The organism is Mucilaginibacter sp. FW306-07-L (genome assembly GCF_058782065.1).
On record NZ_JBYSXI010000001.1, the window covers coordinates 307,800 to 326,810 of the forward strand.

The following is a 19,011-nucleotide window of genomic DNA, read 5'->3' on the forward strand; positions in this document are numbered from 1 at the left end:
GCTTTGTTAACAGAATATTATGGATCACAATATATATCTGTTAGCTACCGACCCTAACGACCCTTGCCGGGATATCATCCACTCGCGGGATACCGGCTTGAAGGTACGTGTTTTTTGCCTGAGCAGTGATTCATTTCGCCCAAACCGAAACGAAATACAACTGTATGGTTATGCCCATAGCAAACTTTACGCTTTTGAAACCATCAACATTACCTCAGAGGATGCCCTTGATGTGGTAAGTGCCATACAATGGTATGCGGATTATATTGAATATCCGCAAATGGAAATTTTACCCGAAGACCCCAGGCCGGGGCACGAAATAGCAATGTAATTAAACGCCGGCATCGCCCGGCGTTATTTGTTTAAGGTCGGTTTTATCACCATAATAGCCTGTTTTAATTTTTTGGCTTACAATTTTGGCGTTTAGCCGTTATAGTTGTATGAAGAAGCTTTTACTGTTATGGTTAAGCCTATACGCGTTTGCCGCGGGGGCGCAGATAAAAACTCCGGCACAGCTTTACCCTGAATTATTTAAAAGGGTACAAATGGAACGTGTTTACGCCGATGGCAAAACCTTTCCGGATGCGGTACCGCTGGCAGGCGCTGATGTAATCAACAAAGCGTACGCCGCACAAAAGGGTGTTGCGGGATTTGATCTGAAAACATTTGTTGCCAAATATTTTCAGGAACCGGTTGCTAATACTGATGTGTTTAAAAGCGAACCTTCAAAAGGCATTATAAAGCATATTGATACGTTGTGGACGGTATTGCAACGCCATCCCGATACGGTAAAGGGTACATCATTATTAGCGTTACCTAAGCCGTATATTGTACCCGGCGGCAGGTTCAGGGAAGTGTATTACTGGGATTCATACTTCACCATGCTGGGCTTACAGCAGGCTGGCAAGGTTAACGTGATTGAGAATATGGTGGATAATTTTGCCTGGCTGATTGATAATTACGGGCATATCCCCAACGGCAACCGTAGTTATTATCTTACCCGCTCGCAACCACCATTCTTCGCCATGATGGTAAAGCTACTGGCCGAAGTAAAAGGTAAGGATGTATTTATAAAATACCGTCCGCAATTATTAAAAGAATATGCTTTTTGGATGGAGGGTGCAAACGGCTTAAAGCCCGGGCAGGCACATCGGCGCGTAGTTAAGCTGGCCAACGGTACGGTACTTAACCGTTACTGGGACGACAGTGACCAGCCTCGCGAAGAATCATACCGCGAAGATGTACTGGAAGCCGCAAAGAGTAAACAGCCGAAGGCTCAGTTTTACCGTAACATCCGCGCGGCTGCCGAGTCGGGCTGGGATTTTAGCAGCCGCTGGTTTGCTGATGGTAAAAACCTGCATAGCATACAAACTACCAACCTGGTTCCGGTTGACCTGAATAGCTTATTATACAACCTCGAAATGGTGATTGCCAGCAGCTATCTCGAGGGTGGCAGCACTGAGCAAGCAGAGGTTTACTCCGCCAAAGCGCAAAAACGCCGCCGGGCCATTACAAAATATTGCTGGGATGCAAAACAAGGATTTTATGTAGATTATAACTGGAAAACCAAAAAACGATCAACTGAATTAACTATAGCGGCGGCGTTTCCATTGTTCTTTAATATAGCTACTAACGCCCAGGCCAGGAAGGTATCAGCCAAAATAAAAACCAGCTTTGTGCATACGGGTGGTGTATCAACCACCTTAAAAAACACCGGCCAGCAGTGGGACAGGCCAAACGGCTGGGCACCGCTTCAATATATTACCATAATGGGTCTGCGTAATTATAAGCAGGCATTATTGGCGAATAGGATTGCAATGGGCTGGATCCATCAAAACATCACCGCTTTTAAACAAACCGGCAAACTGCTCGAAAAGTATAATATTGAACTTAAAGGCGATGCCGCCAAGGCAGGCGGCGGCGAATACCCGTTACAGGATGGCTTCGGCTGGACAAATGGCGTATTGCTCAGACTCCTTGAATTATATCCGCTTGATTGATCTGGGCCGGATAAAATACATGTATTAATAACTTATGTGATTTAAAAGGATAAATATTAAAAAAAGATTAAAATCAGAAGTGCTTTATCATATCACCGTCACGTACTTAACGTTTATAAAACCTTTTTTATAACGATGAGGTATTTAAAGAATAAGTTAGATGTAAAGCGTTGAATTTAACATCCACCTTACATTACAAGTTGTAACTTTATATTTATCTGAAAGTAACTACTATGAAAGACAACACAATTGAACAATTAAGTGTAAACACTATCCGTTTCCTTTCAACCGATATGGTTGAGAAAGCTAACTCTGGCCACCCTGGTTTGCCGTTAGGCGCCGCGCCTATGGCCTATGTACTTTGGAGCAAGTTTTTAAGATTTAACCCCGCCGACCCAAAATGGCCAAACCGCGACAGGTTCGTGCTGTCAGCAGGGCATGGATCGGCATTATTATATAGTTTGCTGCATTTATATGGGTATGATCTGCCGCTGGATGAACTGAAAAAATTCAGGCAGTTGGGTTCAAAAACCCCTGGTCACCCAGAGTCAGTATTAACACCGGGTATCGAGGTAACCACCGGGCCGCTGGGTCAGGGTTTTGGTAATGGAGTAGGTATAGCTATTGCTGAGTCCTTTATTGGTGCCACCTATAACAAACCCGATCATAAACTAACCGATCATTACACCTACGCTATTGTAAGCGATGGCGATTTGATGGAAGGTGTAGCATCAGAGGCGGCATCATTGGCCGGTCACCTGCAATTAGGTAAGCTCATTTATTTGTATGATGATAACAAGATCTCGTTAGACGGATCAACCGAACTGGCGTTTACCGAAAATGTACCCGCTCGTTTTGATGCTTACGGCTGGCATACCATCACTGTTGAGGATGGTAACGACCTGAAAGCGATCGAAGAAGCTATTTTAGCCGCGCAGGCGGTTACTGATAAGCCATCGCTGATATCAGTAAAAACAATAATAGGTTATGGTAGCCCGCAACAGGGTACTAACAAAGTACATGGTAACCCGCTGGGTGCTGATAACCTGAAGAAAACCAAAGAGTTTTTTGGCTGGGATCCTGAACAAACTTTCGTGATCCCCGAAGAGGTAAAAGCTCATTTAGCCGAAGCAGGTAAAAAAGGAGCCGAGCTGCATAAGGAGTGGGAAGGCCTGTTCAGTAAATATGGTGAGGCCTATCCGGAAGAAACCAAGCAATTAAAATTAGCCGTTAAAGGTGAACTACCCGAAGGCTGGAATAAAGAACTGCCTAAATTTAAGGCAGGCGAAGCCTTAGCTACCCGACAGGCATCCGGCAAGGCGCTTGATGCTTTGCGCAGCAGCATTCCATGGTTAATAGGTGGTTCTGCCGATTTGGCCAGCTCTAACGAAACGCCAAAAGATGGCGCGTTAAGTTTCCAGCCGGGCCGTTACCAGGATGCCAACATCTGGTTCGGTGTACGTGAGCACGGTATGGGTTCAGCCTTAAACGGACTGGCATCATACGGTGGTATCCGTACTTATGGCGCTACCTTCTTAACTTTTAGTGATTACATGCTAGGTTCTATCCGCCTGGCAGCGCTTACTGAAGCGCCGGTAACCTATATTTTCACCCACGATAGCGTCGCCTTAGGCGAGGATGGCCCTACCCACCAATCGGTTGAGCAGGTAACCTCATTGCGTACCACGCCAAACTTAACGGTTATCCGTCCGGCTGATGCTAACGAAACCGTGGCCGCGTGGCGCATAGCCATACAAAGGCTGCATGGCCCGGTAGCATTAATCCTGTCAAGGCAAAAACTGCCGGTTATTGATACCGCCAAATACGCCCCTGCCAGCAATGTGGAAAATGGTGCTTATGTACTGGCCAGCACATCAGATACGCCGGAGGTTATCCTGATGGCTACCGGCTCAGAGGTACAGTTGGTTGTCGGCGCTTACGAGAAACTGGTTGCCGAGGGTGTCAACGCACGTGTGGTAAGTATGCCATCATGGGAGTTGTTTGATAAACAGGATCAGGCTTATCGCGATAGCGTATTGCCGCCATCGGTACATGCGCGTTTAGCCGTTGAGGCTGGTGTAACTTTAGGCTGGTACAAATACATTACCGCCGAGGGCGATGTGATCGGTTTAGACCGCTTTGGCGAATCGGGCCCGGGTGAGGAAGTACTGGCACACTTTGGCTTTACCATTGATAATGTATACAACAGGGCAAAAGCACTCCTTAATAAATAATAACTATGAAAATTGGAATAGCGGCCGATCACGCCGGTTTTGATCAAAAGCAATCGCTGGTAAAACAACTGCAAAGCGAAGGCTATGAAATAGTTGACTATGGCGCTCACGAGTATGACGCTGTTGATGATTATCCGGATATTGTGGTACCCCTGGCCAAAGCCATTGTAAATGGTGAGGTAAAAAAGGGCATTGCAGTATGTGGCAGCGGTGTAGGCGTATCGGTAGCGGCCAATAAAATAAAGGGCATTCGTGCGGCATTAATTACCGAAAGCTATTCGGCACACCAGGGCGTTGAGCACGACGATATGAACCTGATGTGCATTGGCGGCCGTGTATTAGGCGCATCCCTTATAACTGAACTGGCGCACGCGTTTATTAACGCGAAGTATGATGGTGGCGAGCGTTTTCAGCGCCGTTTAGATAAAGTTCTCGCATTAGAAAAAAATTGAAGATTATGAAAAATCCACTGCAAAGAGTATCAGATTACGGCCAGAGCATCTGGCTTGACTATATCAGAAGAAAGTTTGTACAATCAGGCGAACTGAAAAAATTAATTGACGATGGCGAGCTGAAAGGCTTAACCTCAAATCCGGCTATTTTTGAAGAAGCCATTGCCAAAAGCGATGACTATAACGAGTCGATCTCCGAGTTAACCAAACAAGGCAAAACGCCCGAAGAAATATTTTTATCAATAGCGGTTGAAGATGTCCGCGCTGCTGCGGATTTGTTTCAGGGTGTTTACCAGGAAACCAATGGCCTTGACGGTTATGTAAGCCTGGAAGTATCACCAAGCCTTGCGCTGAATACCGAAGGTACCATTACTGAAGCGCGTTCGTCATGGGAATTGCTTGATCGCAAGAATGTGATGATCAAAGTACCGGGAACTAAAGAGGGTTTACCGGTTATTGAGCAATTAATTAGCGAAGGCATCAACGTTAACGTTACCCTGCTGTTCAGTCTGGACCGTTACCGCGAGGTGGCCGAGGCTTATGTAGCCGGTATCGAAAAGCGTTTAGCCAATGGCGAGCCGGTTGATAAGGTAGCCTCAGTGGCCAGTTTCTTTTTAAGCCGTATCGATAGCCTGGTTGACCCGATGCTGGAAGCCATTATCAAGGATAACCCGGATAAAGCGGGCCCGGCACGCAAGGTATTAGGCAAGGTGGCCATTTCAAGCGCGCAGGCTGCTTATCAAATTTATAAGGACATATTTAAAAGTGACCGCTTTAAAGCACTTGAGGCAAAAGGTGCCAAACCGCAGCGTTTATTGTGGGCAAGTACCAGCGCTAAAAACCCGGCATTCAGCGATATTATTTATGTGGAATCATTGATCGGGCCTGAAACTGTAAATACGGTGCCTGTTGATACCCTGAACGCTTACCGCGATCATGGCGACCCGGCATCTCGCCTGGATGGTACTTACGAGGAAGCGCGTTATGTGCTTTACCAACTGGAAGATGTGGTAGAGATCAGCCTGCCTGAAGTTACCCAGAAATTAGAGGATGAGGGCATCCAAAAATTCATTAAGCCTTTTGATAGCCTGATGAAAACCATAGCCGATAAAAAGGGGGAGGTTTCTGCATGAGCCAGCCCGTTGTAAAGGCACTCTTTCTTGACCTCGGCGGCGTGTTCCTGACCAATGGTTGGGACCGCAATTCCAGACAAAAAGCCGCCGAGGTTTTTAACCTCGATTTTGCCGATATGAACGAGCGCCACCGGATTATTTTTGATGCGTACGAGGCAGGTAAAATGACGCTTGCCGAGTATGTTAACCTGCTGGTTTTTCACCAGGAGCGTAGCTTTACCCCGGATGATTTTACCAACTTTATGTACAACGAGTCAGCCCCGTATCAGGAAATGATCGACTTGGTTTGTCGTATAAAGAAAAAATATAACCTCAGAACGGTGGCCGTCAACAATGAAGGGCGAGAATTGAACGAATACCGCATACATAAATTTGGTCTTACGGATTGGATCGATATTTTTGCTTCGTCGTGCTTTGTGCATACCCGCAAACCGGATAAAGATATTTATCTTTCCGCGATTGATCTGTCGCAGGTAAAAGCGGAAGAGGTAGTATACATTGACGACCGCAAGGTTTTTACGGAAGCTGCCGCGGCACAGGGTATCAAAGGCATTCATCATGTAAATGTTGATGCTACCAGGCAGGCGCTTGCCGGCTTTGGCTTAACTGAAACACTATAATCTGAAACACAATATAATAAAACAAAAAACTATGGCTCAATATGATTTTGGCATTGTTGGTTTAGGCGTAATGGGCAGAAATTTGCTGCTTAACGTTGCCGACCATGGCTTTGCCGCCGCAGGCTTGGACGTTGACGCTGAAAAAGCAAGCGCTTTTGAAAAGGCTGCTAAAGAAGGTCAGCAGGTTAAAGGTACCACATCTGCCGAGGAATTTGCTGGTTCAATAAAAACGCCAAGAGCGATAATGCTGCTGGTGCCTGCCGGCAAACCGGTTGATGCCGCTATACAAACCCTGTTACCCTTTCTTGAAAAAGGCGATATCGTAATTGATGGTGGTAACAGCTATTTCCCTGATACCGATCGCCGCGTGGCTGAATTGGAAGAAAAAGGCATCCACTTTTTCGGCATGGGTATATCAGGTGGTGAAAAAGGTGCCCGTTTTGGCCCAAGTATGATGCCGGGTGGCGATAAAAACGCTTACGAGCGCCTGCGCCCTGTGTTTGAAGCCATTGCCGCAAAAGTTGATGGCGAGCCATGTGTGGCTTACCTGGGTAACGGCTCGGCCGGTAACTATGTAAAAATGGCGCACAACGGTATCGAGTACGCGCTGATGCAACTGATATCTGAAAGCTATGACCTGCTAAAACGCGGTCTGGGTTTTGAGGATGCTGAATTGCAGCCCATTTTTGAGGAGTGGAATAATACGGAACTTAAATCATTCCTGATCGAGATCACCTCAGATATCCTGAAGAAAAAAGATGAAGGTAGTGATGAGCTTCTGGTAAACTTTGTATCTGACCGCGCCCGTTCAAAAGGTACCGGTAAATGGACATCGCAGGATGCCATGAACCTGCAGGTTCCGGTTCCGGTTATTGATGCCGCCGTTACCATGCGCGACTTATCGGCCTACAAAACCGAACGCGTAAAAGCCGCCGAACTGTTAAAAGTAGCCCCAACCGAAACTGGCGCTGTTGATAAGCAAAAATTTGTAGCACAGCTAAAAAATGCTTACTACTTTGCCATGATCAATACTTATGCGCAAGGTTTGGCTCAATTATTCGTAGCTTCAAAGGAATATAACTACGAGCTTAAACTTGAGGAAGTAGCTAAGATCTGGCGTGGTGGCTGTATTATCCGCGCGTTATGTTTGGAGGATTTCCGCAAGGCATTCCAAAAGCAGCCTGATCTGCCAAACATCCTGTTGGATGAAGAGATTGGCGCTACCTTGCTGGCAAAACAGGGCGACACCCGTGATATTATTAAGATAGCTGTTGATAAGGGTATTCCACTACCGGCATTTATGGCCTCATTAAGCTATTTTGATGGTTACCGCAGTGCAACCCTGCCAACTAATTTGGTACAGGCACAGCGCGATTATTTTGGCGCGCACCAGTACGAACGTACAGACCGCGAAGGTGTATTCCACACCGAGTGGAAATAGTACGATAACAAATTCATACCAAACAATCGCAAAAAATGAAAACGGTTAAAAATGACCATCCGGTAATTATGGTGATATTTGGCGGTACAGGTGACCTTGCCAAACGTAAGCTGATACCGGCATTATATAATTTATACCTCGAAAACTGGCTGCCAGATAATTTTGCCATCATTGGCCTGGGCCGTACCGAACTAACGGACGACCAGTTCAGGGAGCGTCTGCACGAGGGTTTAGGTGAGTTTTCGCGCAGCGGAGCCCCTGACCCGGAAAAGTGGAATGTTTTTAAGGAATCCATCTCATATTTTCAATCCAATATCAATGATGAACAATCATATATTGATTTGAATACCAAGATGGAAGAACAGAGCAATGCCTGGGGCGTACGTGCCAATAGGTTGTTCTACCTGTCAGTAGCGCCGCAATTTATTGAGGCGGTTACCGTGAATATTAAAAAAGCAGGTTTAGCCGCTGATATTGAGCGCGACCGCATGGTGATTGAAAAACCTTTCGGCCATAACAAGGAAACCGCTATCGAACTGAACAAGCTGCTTACCCGCACCTTTAACGAGGAGCAGATTTACCGTATCGATCATTATCTGGGTAAAGAAACGGTACAGAATATTCTTGCTTTCCGCTTTGCCAATACCCTGTTTGAACCACTTTGGAACCGTAATTATATTGATTACGTGCAGATAACCGTGGCGGAGCAGGTAGGTGTTGAAGATCGTGGTGGTTACTACGAAGGTTCGGGCGCTTTGCGCGATATGATCCAGAACCACCTGTTGCAGATACTGTGTATGGTGGCAATGGAACCACCGGCATCTTTCAAGGCAGAGGAAGTACGTAACCGTAAGGTTGATGTGATGCGCGCCGTTCGCCGCATGAAGCATGATGAGGTGAATAAATATGCCGTACGCGGCCAGTATGGCGAAGGTTGGCTACAAGGCAAAAAAGTACCGGGCTACCGCCAGGAGCAAGGTGTTGACCCGCATTCAAATACCGAAACTTTTGCCGCTATCAAATTCTTTATTGATAACTGGCGCTGGCAGGATGTGCCGTTTTATCTGCGTACCGGCAAACGTATGCAGGAGAAAACCTCATCCATCACCATACAGTTTAAACCGGTGCCGCACTCAACCTTCCACGAGCGCCAGTCGGACAACCTGATGGCTAACCGTTTAACTATCAATATTCAGCCGCAGATGGATATCCGCCTACGTTTTATGGCCAAAAAAACCGGTCTTGAAATGGAGCTGAACCCTGCCGATATGATCTTTGATTACGATACCTGCTCAACCCAAACGCCTGAAGCATACGAAACCTTGTTGCTTGATGCCATGAGGGGAGATGCTACTCTGTTTATGCGATCTGACCAGGTAGAGGAAGCGTGGGACGTAATTACACCGATATTGGAAGTATGGGAATCAAGGGAATCCCTGGATTTCGCGAACTATGCTGCCGGATCATGGGGCCCTGAAACCTCAGAGGCGCTTATTGCCCGAGAAGGCCATATCTGGGCGTTTAACATACATGGTAACGACCGTAAAAAAGACTGCTAACATGATAAGTATATTTAAAGATAACGTAGAGCTTTGCACCGCCCTTGCCGATCTGTTTATCAGCACCGGTACATCGGCAATCGCTAAAAACGGCCGTTTTACCGTGGCGCTTACCGGTGGTTCATCACCCGTAACGCTGCACAAAATACTGGCTCAGCCCGAATACCAGGAACAGCTTGACTGGAGCAAGGTATTTGTATTTTGGGGCGATGAGCGCTGGGTGCCGTTAACAGACGAAAAGAGCAACGCTAAAATGGCTTTTGAAACGCTACTTAACCATGTGCCTATCCCAAAGCAAAACATCTTCCCGATGTGGAGCGATGATAAGGATGCCAAGGCTTACGCTGCCGATTATGAGCAAATATTAAAGGGCTTTTTCGGTGAAGATGAAGCCAACTTTGACCTGCTGATATTAGGCATGGGCGAGGATGGGCACACCGCATCATTATTTCCGCATACCGAGGTGCTGCACGAGCGTACCAAATGGGTGGATGCCTATTACCTGGAGCCGCAGCAAATGTACCGTATAACCCTTACCGAGCCGTTTATTAATAAGGCGCAAAAGGTAGCGGTATTGGTATTTGGTGCCAACAAGGCATCGGCGTTGCATGAGGTTTTAGAAGGCGAGCATAATTTTAAGCAATATCCATCGCAACTGCTTGCCCCGGCAAGTGGTAAACTGATGTGGATGGTTGACGAAGGCGCGGCCTCAAAACTTACTGACGAAGCAAAGGCATCCAAATAAAAACGGTAATTTATACAAATGGCAGCAAGCAGCAACGAGATAGTTATAGGGATAGATGTTGGCGGTACAAACACAAAATTTGGTTTGGTTGATAGCTCAGGTAATATACTTGACGAAGGCCGGATAAAAACTACCGATTACACTACAGTTGAATTGTTTGTTGACGCATTGTATGAAAATATAAGTCCGCTGATAAAAAAACATACAGGTAAAACCGTAAAAGGTATTGGTATGGGTGCGCCCAACGCTAACTTTTACACCGGCTGTATTGACCATGCGCCAAACCTGCCCTGGGGCAAGGATGAAGTGCCGCTGGCCAAGCTGATGACGGATAAATTTGATCTGCCCTGTATATTGACCAACGATGCCAATGCCGCCGCCGCGGGAGAAATGCAGTATGGCATAGCCAAAGGCATGCAGCACTTTATCGAGATTACGCTTGGTACAGGTGTAGGCAGTGGTATTGTGGTTAATGGCAGTTTACTTTATGGCTGCAACGGTATCGCCGGTGAGCTAGGGCATACCATTATCAGGCCGGGCGGGCGTAAACACTGGTCAACCGGCTCCCGTGGTTCGGTTGAAGCCTATTGCTCTGCAACAGGTATCGTGATCACTGCTAAGGAGCAGTTGCACAAGAAAGCCTATCCTGACAGTAAATTACGCCAGGTAAAGGTTGATGATATTACTGCCAAAGTAATAAACGAGTGTGCCCTGCAAGGCGATAAGCTAGCCCAAAAGGTATACCAGATCACCGGACGCATATTGGGTGAGGCTCTGGCCAACTTTGTAATGTTTTCATCGCCGCAGGCCATTGTGCTGTTTGGCGGCGTTATAAAGGCGGGCGATTATTTATTGAAACCTGCTAAAAAGTATATGGAACTTAACCTGCTCCCTGCTTTCAGGGGGCGGGTTAAGTTCCTTTTAAGTGATTTAAAAGAAGCGGATGCCGCTATTTTAGGCGCAAGCTCGCTGGTTCAAAAAAGTAAGGCTACCAGGGCAGTCCATCCTGTTTGATGGCTGGCACCTAAACCTTCGCCCGTTTCCGGGTTAAAATATTCATAAAACGGAATATAAGATTTAAAGTGTTCGTCGGCGTTAAACTTATCACGGCCGCCGTTTGCCGGGCGCTCTCCCTTTCCATTTATCAGGAATAAATTCTGCAAGCGCTTGCTCAACTCATCCGCTATTTGCGAGAGCGTAAAGTAATCGCCAGATCCTGTTGGATATTCTACCTTAAAATCATCCGTATAGTATTCGTGGAAACTTCTTAATGAGCAAATGATCAGGTAGTTTAACGGGAACCATACCGGCCCGCGCCAGTTGCTGTTACCGCCAAACATGTTCGAGTCACTTTCGCCCGGAATGTATTTTACCGAATAATCGGCACCGTTAAGCATGTATTTATAAGGCTGTTGATCGTATTTTTTTGATAGTGACCGGATGCCGTAATCTGATAAAAACTCCTCCGGGTCAAGCATTCGTTTCAGCAGCAGTTTCATGCGGTGGCCCCGAAGTAATGAAAATAAATGCTGATCGCCATTCACATCGCGCCAGCGGCTCACCAGGGCTACCAGGTCGGGGCGCTGCTCCTTAAACCATTCTAACCTGTGGATCAGTTCGGGCAGTTGCTGCCACTGGTTCTCCTTAAATACACTCACGGCAAACAGCGGTATCAACCCGACGATTGACCGTAGCTTTAACCGCTCCCAACTGCAATTAGGTTTTTTGAGCAGGTCATAATAAAAGCCATCCTCATCATCCCACAACCCTTCAGTTTCCTCGCCCATATTGGCAATGGAGCCCGCTATGTACATAAAGTGTTCGGCGAATTTAATGGCCATGCTCTCGTAAGCCTTGTTGTTTAGGGCCAGTTCCATAGCCATGCGCATCATGTTGAGGGCGTACATGGCCATCCAACTGGTGCCGTCGGCCTGCTCTAAAAAGCCGCCGCCCGGTACCGGCGCGCTCCGGTTAAATATGCCGATGTTATCCAGCCCCAAAAAACCGCCCTCAAAAATGTTATTGCCCTCGCTATCCTTACGGTTAACCCACCAGGTAAAGTTGAGCAGCAGTTTTTGAAAAACGGTTTCCAGGAAAAGCTGATCGCCTTTGCCTGTTGCCGCCTTATCCATTTCATAAACCTGCAGGGTGGCAACGGCCTGTACAGGCGGGTTAGTGTCATTAAAATCCCACTCATAGGCCGGTATTTGTCCGTTCGGGTGCATGTGGTTAACACCGATCAGTATCTGTAGCTGGGCCTTGGCCAACCCGGTATCAATCGGGGCAACGGCAATACAATGAAAGGCGTGGTCCCAGGCGGCAAACCAGGGGTATTCCCATTTATCGGGCATCAGCAAAATATCCTCGGCTACAAAATGTTTCCAGTTGGCGTTGCGGCCTTTGCGCCTGCTGGCAGGCGGCACCGGTTTGCCGGCATCGCCATCAAGCCAGCGTTTTACGTTAAATTTATAATACTGCTTGCTCCAGAGGAGCCCGGCCCAGGCTTGGCGCTGCACCAACCGCTCGTCGGGGGTTTTAACGCCGGCTTGTTTGGCTGCGTAAAACTCATCAGCTTCGGCCAGGCGTTGGGCCATGGTTTCATTAAAGGTGGTAAAGGGAGTATTGGTAGCCACCCGGCTCAACCTTAAACGCACAATGGCCTTGCCGCCGCCATCTATCTCTACATGATGCCAAACGGCGGCTTTAGTTCCGGTTTTATCAGGGTTTACCGCGTTAGTGTTGCCTTTTACAATATAGTCGTTAAAGCCATCTTTAACATAAGCCGTTTCATTATCAGTTTTGTATAAACGCTTGCGGTTGGTTTCGTTGTTGGTGAAAAGTGTATCGGCAGGTTGTTCAAAGTAGAGATAATAGGTGCCTGTTTTGGATGATGTTAGTTCGAAAGCGTTTTTCCCGCTCTGCCTGATAACCGGTTTCTCTTCGCCGCCCAGCCATATTTTACGAAACCATACCTGTGGCAACACATCAATATCACTTTTTTGGGCGCCGCGATTGTAAATGGTGTATTGTACCAGTATGTCGTCGGTATCGGCTTTAGCATATTCTGTAAAAACGTCAAAGTAAACGTTATCGTCAAAAATACCGGTATCAATCAGTTCATATTCGGGCTTATCCTTGCCTGCCGCCGCGTTTTTTTGTACCAGCAGATCATAGGGGTATGCCTGCTGCGGGTACTTATACAGCATTTTCATGTAAGTATGCGCGGGCGTATTATCCAGATAGTAGTATAATTCCTTTACATCCTCTCCATGATTGCCTTCATGATTGGTCAATCCAAATAAACGCTCCTTTATTATTGCATCCTTTCCGTTCCAAAGCGCCAGGCTAAGGCATATATGCTGTTTATCGTCGCTTATTCCGGCTATACCTTCCTCACCCCAACGGTAGGCTTTGCTGCGGGCCATATCGTGGGTAACGTAATTCCATGCATCTCCATTCGCGCTGTAATCTTCACGCACGGTTCCCCACTGCCTTTCAGACAGATAGGGCCCCCATTTGAGCCAGTTGGTTTTCCCTTCGTAGTTTTCGGCTATGCGTTTTTCTTCAGTGGTAACAGGCATATCAATATATGTTGTATAGCTGGCAAGTATAGCTAACCTTCTTGTAATTATTACGTTAACAGGGGTGTCAAATATCATTAACTTGTCAAGAATCTTGTTATTTCTATCTATAATTTCTGTTTGATAAAAATGTTTAACACTTTTGTTAAACATTTATGGCAGCACGAGATACAGGAACAGAACAACTTATAAAGGACACCGCCAAGCGTGTGTTTTTTGCCGAAGGCCGCTTACATGCCACTACGCAGGATATAGCCGATGCAGCAGGTGTAAACCGTACACTGGTAAATTATTATTTCCGCTCAAAAGATGCTTTGATAAAGCAGGTATATGAAGAAGGGATGAATGACCTGAGCGCAAGGCTAATGCAGGTTATGGAAACGGATAAACCCTTTAAAGAAAAGGTGGAAGAATTTATAGATGTATTTATGGCCGACTCGATGGAGTATCCTTACCAGGAAACTTTTTTGATTACGGAGATGATTACCCATGGCAACCTTTATCATAAAGATAACATGAGCGAAAAGGTGGAGAATTTTTCGAGGCAGATACAGGCAGAGATGGATGCAGGCAGGCTTGAACCGATGAACCCGGTACATTTTGCTATTAATATGTTTTCGATGCTGATCTATCCGCTGATTATGAAACCCATGTACAAACAGTTTTATAACCTTGATGAAGACCAGTTTAACAAACTGATGCTTGAGCGAAAAGAGATTACCTGTAACATGCTCTTTAAAATGTAATACTAAAAAAATCAACCAAACTAATCAAATAATAAAGTCACTAAATATCATGCACATATATCAATTTTCAAACATTACCATGAGGGCCAAAGCGTTTATAGTTGCCGGTTTAAGTTCGGCAGCGCTGTTATTAACAGCATGTGGAGGTGGCCAGGAGCAGGGGCAGGCAGCAGCCGGTGCAGCTCAACCGCCGCAAAGTTTCCCGGTATTTAAAGTCACCCCGCAAAATACGGTGATCAATGCCACTTACCCCGCTACCCTTGAAGGGCAGCAAAATATTGAGATACGTCCAAAAATCGATGGTTACATTGAGCAGATCTATATTGACGAAGGCAGCGTGGTTAAAAAAGGCCAGTTGCTTTTTCGCATTAACGCGCCGCAATACGCCCAGGAGGTAAATACTGCCGCGGCCGCTATTGCAAGTGCCGAAGCTGATGTTAACGCAGCTAAGCTACAGGTTAATAAAACCCGTCCGCTGGTTGAAAAAGGCATCATCAGTAAATTTGAACTGGAGACAGCCGAGCTTACCCTGCAATCTCGCCAGGCCGCGTTAAAGCAGGCGAAAGCCAGTCTTTCAAACGCGCGTACCAACTTAGGTTATACTACGGTTACCAGCCCGGTGAATGGGGTGGTAGGCGCTATTCCTTACAAGTTAGGAAGCCTGATAACCAGCACCACAGCCGAGCCGTTAACCACGGTATCAAATATTGGCAAGGTATACGCCTATTTTTCATTGAATGAAAAACAACTGCTTGATTTAGCCCGCCACAACAAAGGCAAAACGCTTGATGATAAATTAAAGCAATTGCCGCCTGTAACCTTAACCCTGGCTGACGGCACCGAATACCCTGAAAAAGGTAAGGTGGAAACCGCTAACGGTTTGATCAATACCTCAACAGGTTCGTCACAACTCAGGGCTACCTTCCCTAACCCGGTTGGGTTGATACGCAGTGGCGGCAGTGCAACCATCAGCATACCGCAAACTATAACCAATGGTGTGCTGGTTCCGCAAAAATCAACTTTTGAGTTGCAGGGCAAACGCTTTGTATATGTGGTTGATAAAGCAGGCAAGGTAAAAAGCACCGAGATCACCACTGTTGAGGCTCCGGCAGGCCAGTACTTTGTAGTTACCGAAGGGTTAAAGGATGGCGAAACCGTAGTGTTTGATGGTGTTGCCAGCCTGCAGGAGGGCATGACCATTCAGCCTGATACCAAAGGTGGCGAAGCCGCTTATAAGGACGTAAAGTAATAACGAATTTTTAAAGGGCATAACGTGCCCTTGCAACCTCAGCACAAACAATTATGTTACGCAAATTTATTGAAAGGCCGGTACTCTCTACCGTTATATCGGTCATCATAGTTATACTGGGTATATTGGGGCTAACCACGCTGCCAATATCTCAATACCCCGATATCGCGCCGCCAACGGTGCAGGTATCGGCATCATACACCGGCGCGAATGCCGAGGTGGTGATGAACAGTGTTATTGTACCGCTTGAAGAGCAGATCAACGGTGTGGAGAACATGACCTACATGACCTCCAAGGCCAGTAATGATGGTACAGCAACCATAACCGTTTATTTTAAACTGGGTACCGACCCGGATCTGGCCGCGGTTAACGTGCAGAACAGGGTATCAAAAGCTACCCCGTTATTACCTGCCGAGGTTACCAAGGCCGGTGTTACCACCAGCAAGCAGCAAAGCAGTATGGTGATGGTGTTCGCGCTGCAAAGCTCTAATAAATCATTCGACCAGACATTTTTGCAAAATTATGCCGCTATTAACGTGTTGCCGCAGGTAAAGCGTATCAATGGTGTGGGTGATGCTATCTCTTTCGGTTCGCAGGATTATTCGATGCGTATTTGGCTGAAGCCGGATGTAATGGCTACTTATGGCCTGATACCTGCCGATGTTAACGCCGCCCTTGCCGAGCAGAATATTGAAGCCGCGCCGGGTAAGGTTGGTGAAAACAGCAACCAATCATTCGAGTATGTACTAAAATACAAAGGCCGCTTAAAAAAGCCGGCCGAGTTTGAAAATATCGTGATCCGCTCAGCCGGTAACGGTCAGTTTTTACGCCTGAAAGATATCGCCCGTGTTGAACTGGGCGCCTTAAGCTACAGCGTTACTACCGAAACCAATGGCGAGCCATCCATAGCCCTGGCTGTGTACCAGGCCGCCGGATCAAACGCGCACGAGATGATTCAGCAGATTGATGAAACATTGGCGCAGGCCGCAAAAACATTCCCGCAAGGCGTAACGGTAACACATATCTTCAGTGCTAACGACTTTCTGGATGTATCTATCGAAAAGGTGATCCATACGCTTATCGAGGCATTTATCCTCGTGTTCATCGTAGTATTTGTTTTCCTGCAGGATTTCCGTTCTACCCTTATCCCGGCTATTGCCGTGCCGGTAGCTATTGTGGGTACCTTCTTCTTTCTGCAACTCTTTGGCTTTACCATCAACTTGTTAACCTTGTTCGCGTTGGTACTTGCTATCGGTATTGTGGTGGATGATGCCATCGTAGTAGTTGAGGCGGTGCACGCCAAGCTGGATAACGGCGCTAAATCAGCCAAAAAGGCCACCATTACCGCCATGAACGAGATCAGCGGGGCCGTAATCTCCATCACCCTGGTAATGGCGGCGGTATTTATACCGGTAACCTTCATCACGGGTTCATCGGGTGTATTTTATAAGCAATTTGGTTTAACACTGGCTATAGCCATCATTATATCGGCGGTTAACGCGTTAACGCTGAGCCCTGCCTTGTGCGCTTTATTATTGAAACCGCATCCGGAAGGTGAGCATCATAAAACAGGTTTACTTAACCGCTTTTATGCCGCATTTAACGCCGGCTTTGATGCTGTTACCGATAAGTATAAACGTTCGGTAGGCTTCCTGTCTGTTAAAAAATGGATAGCGGTGGCAGGTATCGCGGTATTCGCGGTATTATTCTGGTTCCTGCTAAAAACTACGCCAAGCGGTTTTGTGCCTGATGAGGATCAAAGCTTTATTATGGCTGATATCAGCTTGCCACCGGCAGCATCGCTGGAGCGCAGCATCGAGGTATCAAACCAGGTAGGTAAAATGGTGCAATCACTGCCCGAGGTTGAATCGGTTACGCGTGTTGCGGGTACCGGTTTATTAAGCGGCGCGGGTGGTTCATACAGTATCTTGTTCATCAAGCTGAAAGACTGGTCGAAACGTGAAGGTGCCGAGCACAGCGTAAAAGCAGTTACCGGTAAGATGTTTGGTATGACGGCGGGTATTAAAGCCGCCAAGATCATCTTCTTCGCCCCACCATCGTTACAAGGTTTTGGTAACAGCAGTGGTTTTGAGCTGCAATTGCAGGATCGTACGGGCGGCAGTATAGCTGACTTTATGGCGGTGAACGGTAAATTCCTGGGTGCCTTAAATCAGCGTCCCGAAATTCAGTACGGTGCTACCTTCTTTAATACCAACTTCCCGCAATATGAGGTTGATGTAAATGTAGCTAAATGTAAAGATGCCAATATTGGTGTTGATGCCGTATTGGGTACATTACAAGGCTACTTTGGTGGTTTATACGCCTCAAACTTTAACGAGTTTGGTAAGCAATACCGGGTAATGATTCAGGCTGATGCCGGTTTCCGTGCCAGCCCGGAGAGTATGACCAAAATATTTGTGCGTACCAATGATAATGTGATGGCACCCATATCAGAGTTTGTAACCCTGAAAAAAGTATACGGGCCGGAATCTATCAGCCGTTTCAACCTATTTACCTCTATATCAATCACCGGTGCGCCTAAGCCTGGTTTTAGTACAGGTGATGCCATTAAGGCGGTGCAGGAAGTAGCCGCGCAAACCCTACCTACTGGTTACGGCTACGAATTCTCCGGCCTGAGCCGTGAGGAGATCTCAAGTGGTAGCCAAACGGTGTTTATTTTCGCGCTGTGTTTGGTGTTCGTGTACTTCCTGCTAAGTGCGCAGTACGAGAGTTATATATTGCCTTTCGCGGTATTGTTCTCGCTGCCGGTGGGTTTGGCAGGTGCTTTCTTGTTCGCCAAAATATTCGGTGTTCAAAACAACATCTACCTACAAATCACACTCATCATGCTCATCGGTTTGTTGGCTAAAAACGCCATCCTGATCGTAGAGTTTGCGGTAATGCGCCGCCGTGCAGGCTTGAGTATTGTAGAGGCTGCTATTGACGGTGCCGTAGCACGTTTACGTCCGATCTTGATGACCTCATTCGCGTTCATCCTGGGCCTGGTTCCGCTGATGCTGGCATCAGGCGCGGGTGCCGAGGGTAACCGTTCAATCGGTACCGGCGCGGTAGGTGGTATGCTTATAGGTACGGTGTTCGGTGTATTTGTTATACCGGCGCTGTTCGTAATCTTCCAGACTTTACAGGAACGCATAAGCGGCAAACCAACAGCCGAAACGGACGATGAAGATGATGATACCGACGAGGTTAAACAACCGGTATTGTAATTAATGTATTAAAGATAATTATCA

Annotated in this window: 14 protein-coding genes; 13 read left to right on the top strand and 1 reads right to left on the bottom strand. The window is 46.9% G+C overall.

Features of this window, described 5'->3' with window-relative positions:
- The first annotated feature begins 19 nt into the window (after positions 1 to 19).
- From AC3WJC_RS01360 to AC3WJC_RS01405, 10 genes are all read left to right on the top strand, one after another.
- Complete coding sequence (locus AC3WJC_RS01360) at positions 20 to 331, top strand: hypothetical protein (RefSeq protein WP_492397272.1); 312 nt, start codon at positions 20 to 22, stop codon at positions 329 to 331.
- Between the two features lie 109 nt (positions 332 to 440).
- Positions 441 to 2,000 carry an alpha,alpha-trehalase TreF gene (gene treF, locus AC3WJC_RS01365; RefSeq protein ID WP_492397273.1) on the top strand — a complete coding sequence of 520 codons (1,560 nt, stop codon included), beginning with the start codon at positions 441 to 443 and terminating at the stop codon, positions 1,998 to 2,000.
- Between the two features lie 233 nt (positions 2,001 to 2,233).
- A complete protein-coding gene (gene tkt / locus AC3WJC_RS01370; RefSeq protein ID WP_492397274.1) occupies positions 2,234 to 4,234 on the top strand; it encodes a transketolase in 2,001 nt (666 codons plus the stop codon).
- 5 nt (positions 4,235 to 4,239) lie between these two features.
- Complete coding sequence (locus AC3WJC_RS01375) at positions 4,240 to 4,686, top strand: RpiB/LacA/LacB family sugar-phosphate isomerase (RefSeq protein WP_492397275.1); 447 nt, start codon at positions 4,240 to 4,242, stop codon at positions 4,684 to 4,686.
- A gap of 5 nt (positions 4,687 to 4,691) precedes the next feature.
- Complete coding sequence (gene tal, locus AC3WJC_RS01380) at positions 4,692 to 5,819, top strand: transaldolase (protein ID WP_492397276.1); 1,128 nt, start codon at positions 4,692 to 4,694, stop codon at positions 5,817 to 5,819.
- Positions 5,816 to 6,439, top strand: a complete 624-nt coding sequence (locus AC3WJC_RS01385) for an HAD family hydrolase (protein WP_492397277.1) — start codon at positions 5,816 to 5,818, stop codon at positions 6,437 to 6,439. Before tal ends, AC3WJC_RS01385 begins: the two co-directional genes overlap by 4 nt.
- 31 nt (positions 6,440 to 6,470) lie before the next feature.
- Positions 6,471 to 7,880 carry an NADP-dependent phosphogluconate dehydrogenase gene (gene gnd / locus AC3WJC_RS01390; protein ID WP_492397278.1) on the top strand — a complete coding sequence of 470 codons (1,410 nt, stop codon included), beginning with the start codon at positions 6,471 to 6,473 and terminating at the stop codon, positions 7,878 to 7,880.
- Between the two features lie 35 nt (positions 7,881 to 7,915).
- Positions 7,916 to 9,439: a glucose-6-phosphate dehydrogenase gene (zwf, locus tag AC3WJC_RS01395; protein ID WP_492397279.1), complete on the top strand. Its 1,524-nt coding sequence runs from the start codon at positions 7,916 to 7,918 to the stop codon at positions 9,437 to 9,439.
- Position 9,440: 1 nt separating this feature from the next.
- Positions 9,441 to 10,184, top strand: a complete 744-nt coding sequence (gene pgl / locus AC3WJC_RS01400) for a 6-phosphogluconolactonase (protein WP_492397280.1) — start codon at positions 9,441 to 9,443, stop codon at positions 10,182 to 10,184.
- An 18-nt stretch (positions 10,185 to 10,202) separates the two neighbouring features.
- Entirely contained in the window at positions 10,203 to 11,198 is a 996-nt protein-coding gene (locus AC3WJC_RS01405) for an ROK family protein (protein WP_492397281.1), read from the top strand.
- Here the strand turns inward: AC3WJC_RS01405 and AC3WJC_RS01410 are convergent.
- Positions 11,159 to 13,765 (bottom strand): MGH1-like glycoside hydrolase domain-containing protein, encoded by a 2,607-nt coding sequence (locus AC3WJC_RS01410; RefSeq protein WP_492397282.1) that lies wholly within the window; start codon positions 13,763 to 13,765, stop codon positions 11,159 to 11,161. The two genes, AC3WJC_RS01405 and AC3WJC_RS01410, sit on opposite strands and share 40 nt — an antisense overlap.
- Positions 13,766 to 13,920: 155 nt before the next feature.
- Between AC3WJC_RS01410 and AC3WJC_RS01415 the strand changes: the two genes are divergently transcribed.
- From AC3WJC_RS01415 to AC3WJC_RS01425, 3 genes are read left to right on the top strand one after another with little or no spacing between them, the layout of a single operon-like run.
- Complete coding sequence (locus tag AC3WJC_RS01415) at positions 13,921 to 14,511, top strand: TetR/AcrR family transcriptional regulator (protein WP_492397283.1); 591 nt, start codon at positions 13,921 to 13,923, stop codon at positions 14,509 to 14,511.
- A gap of 49 nt (positions 14,512 to 14,560) precedes the next feature.
- Positions 14,561 to 15,760 (top strand): efflux RND transporter periplasmic adaptor subunit, encoded by a 1,200-nt coding sequence (locus AC3WJC_RS01420; protein WP_492397284.1) that lies wholly within the window; start codon positions 14,561 to 14,563, stop codon positions 15,758 to 15,760.
- A gap of 53 nt (positions 15,761 to 15,813) precedes the next feature.
- Complete coding sequence (locus tag AC3WJC_RS01425; protein WP_492397285.1) at positions 15,814 to 18,987, top strand: efflux RND transporter permease subunit; 3,174 nt, start codon at positions 15,814 to 15,816, stop codon at positions 18,985 to 18,987.
- The last annotated feature ends 24 nt before the right edge of the window (positions 18,988 to 19,011 follow it).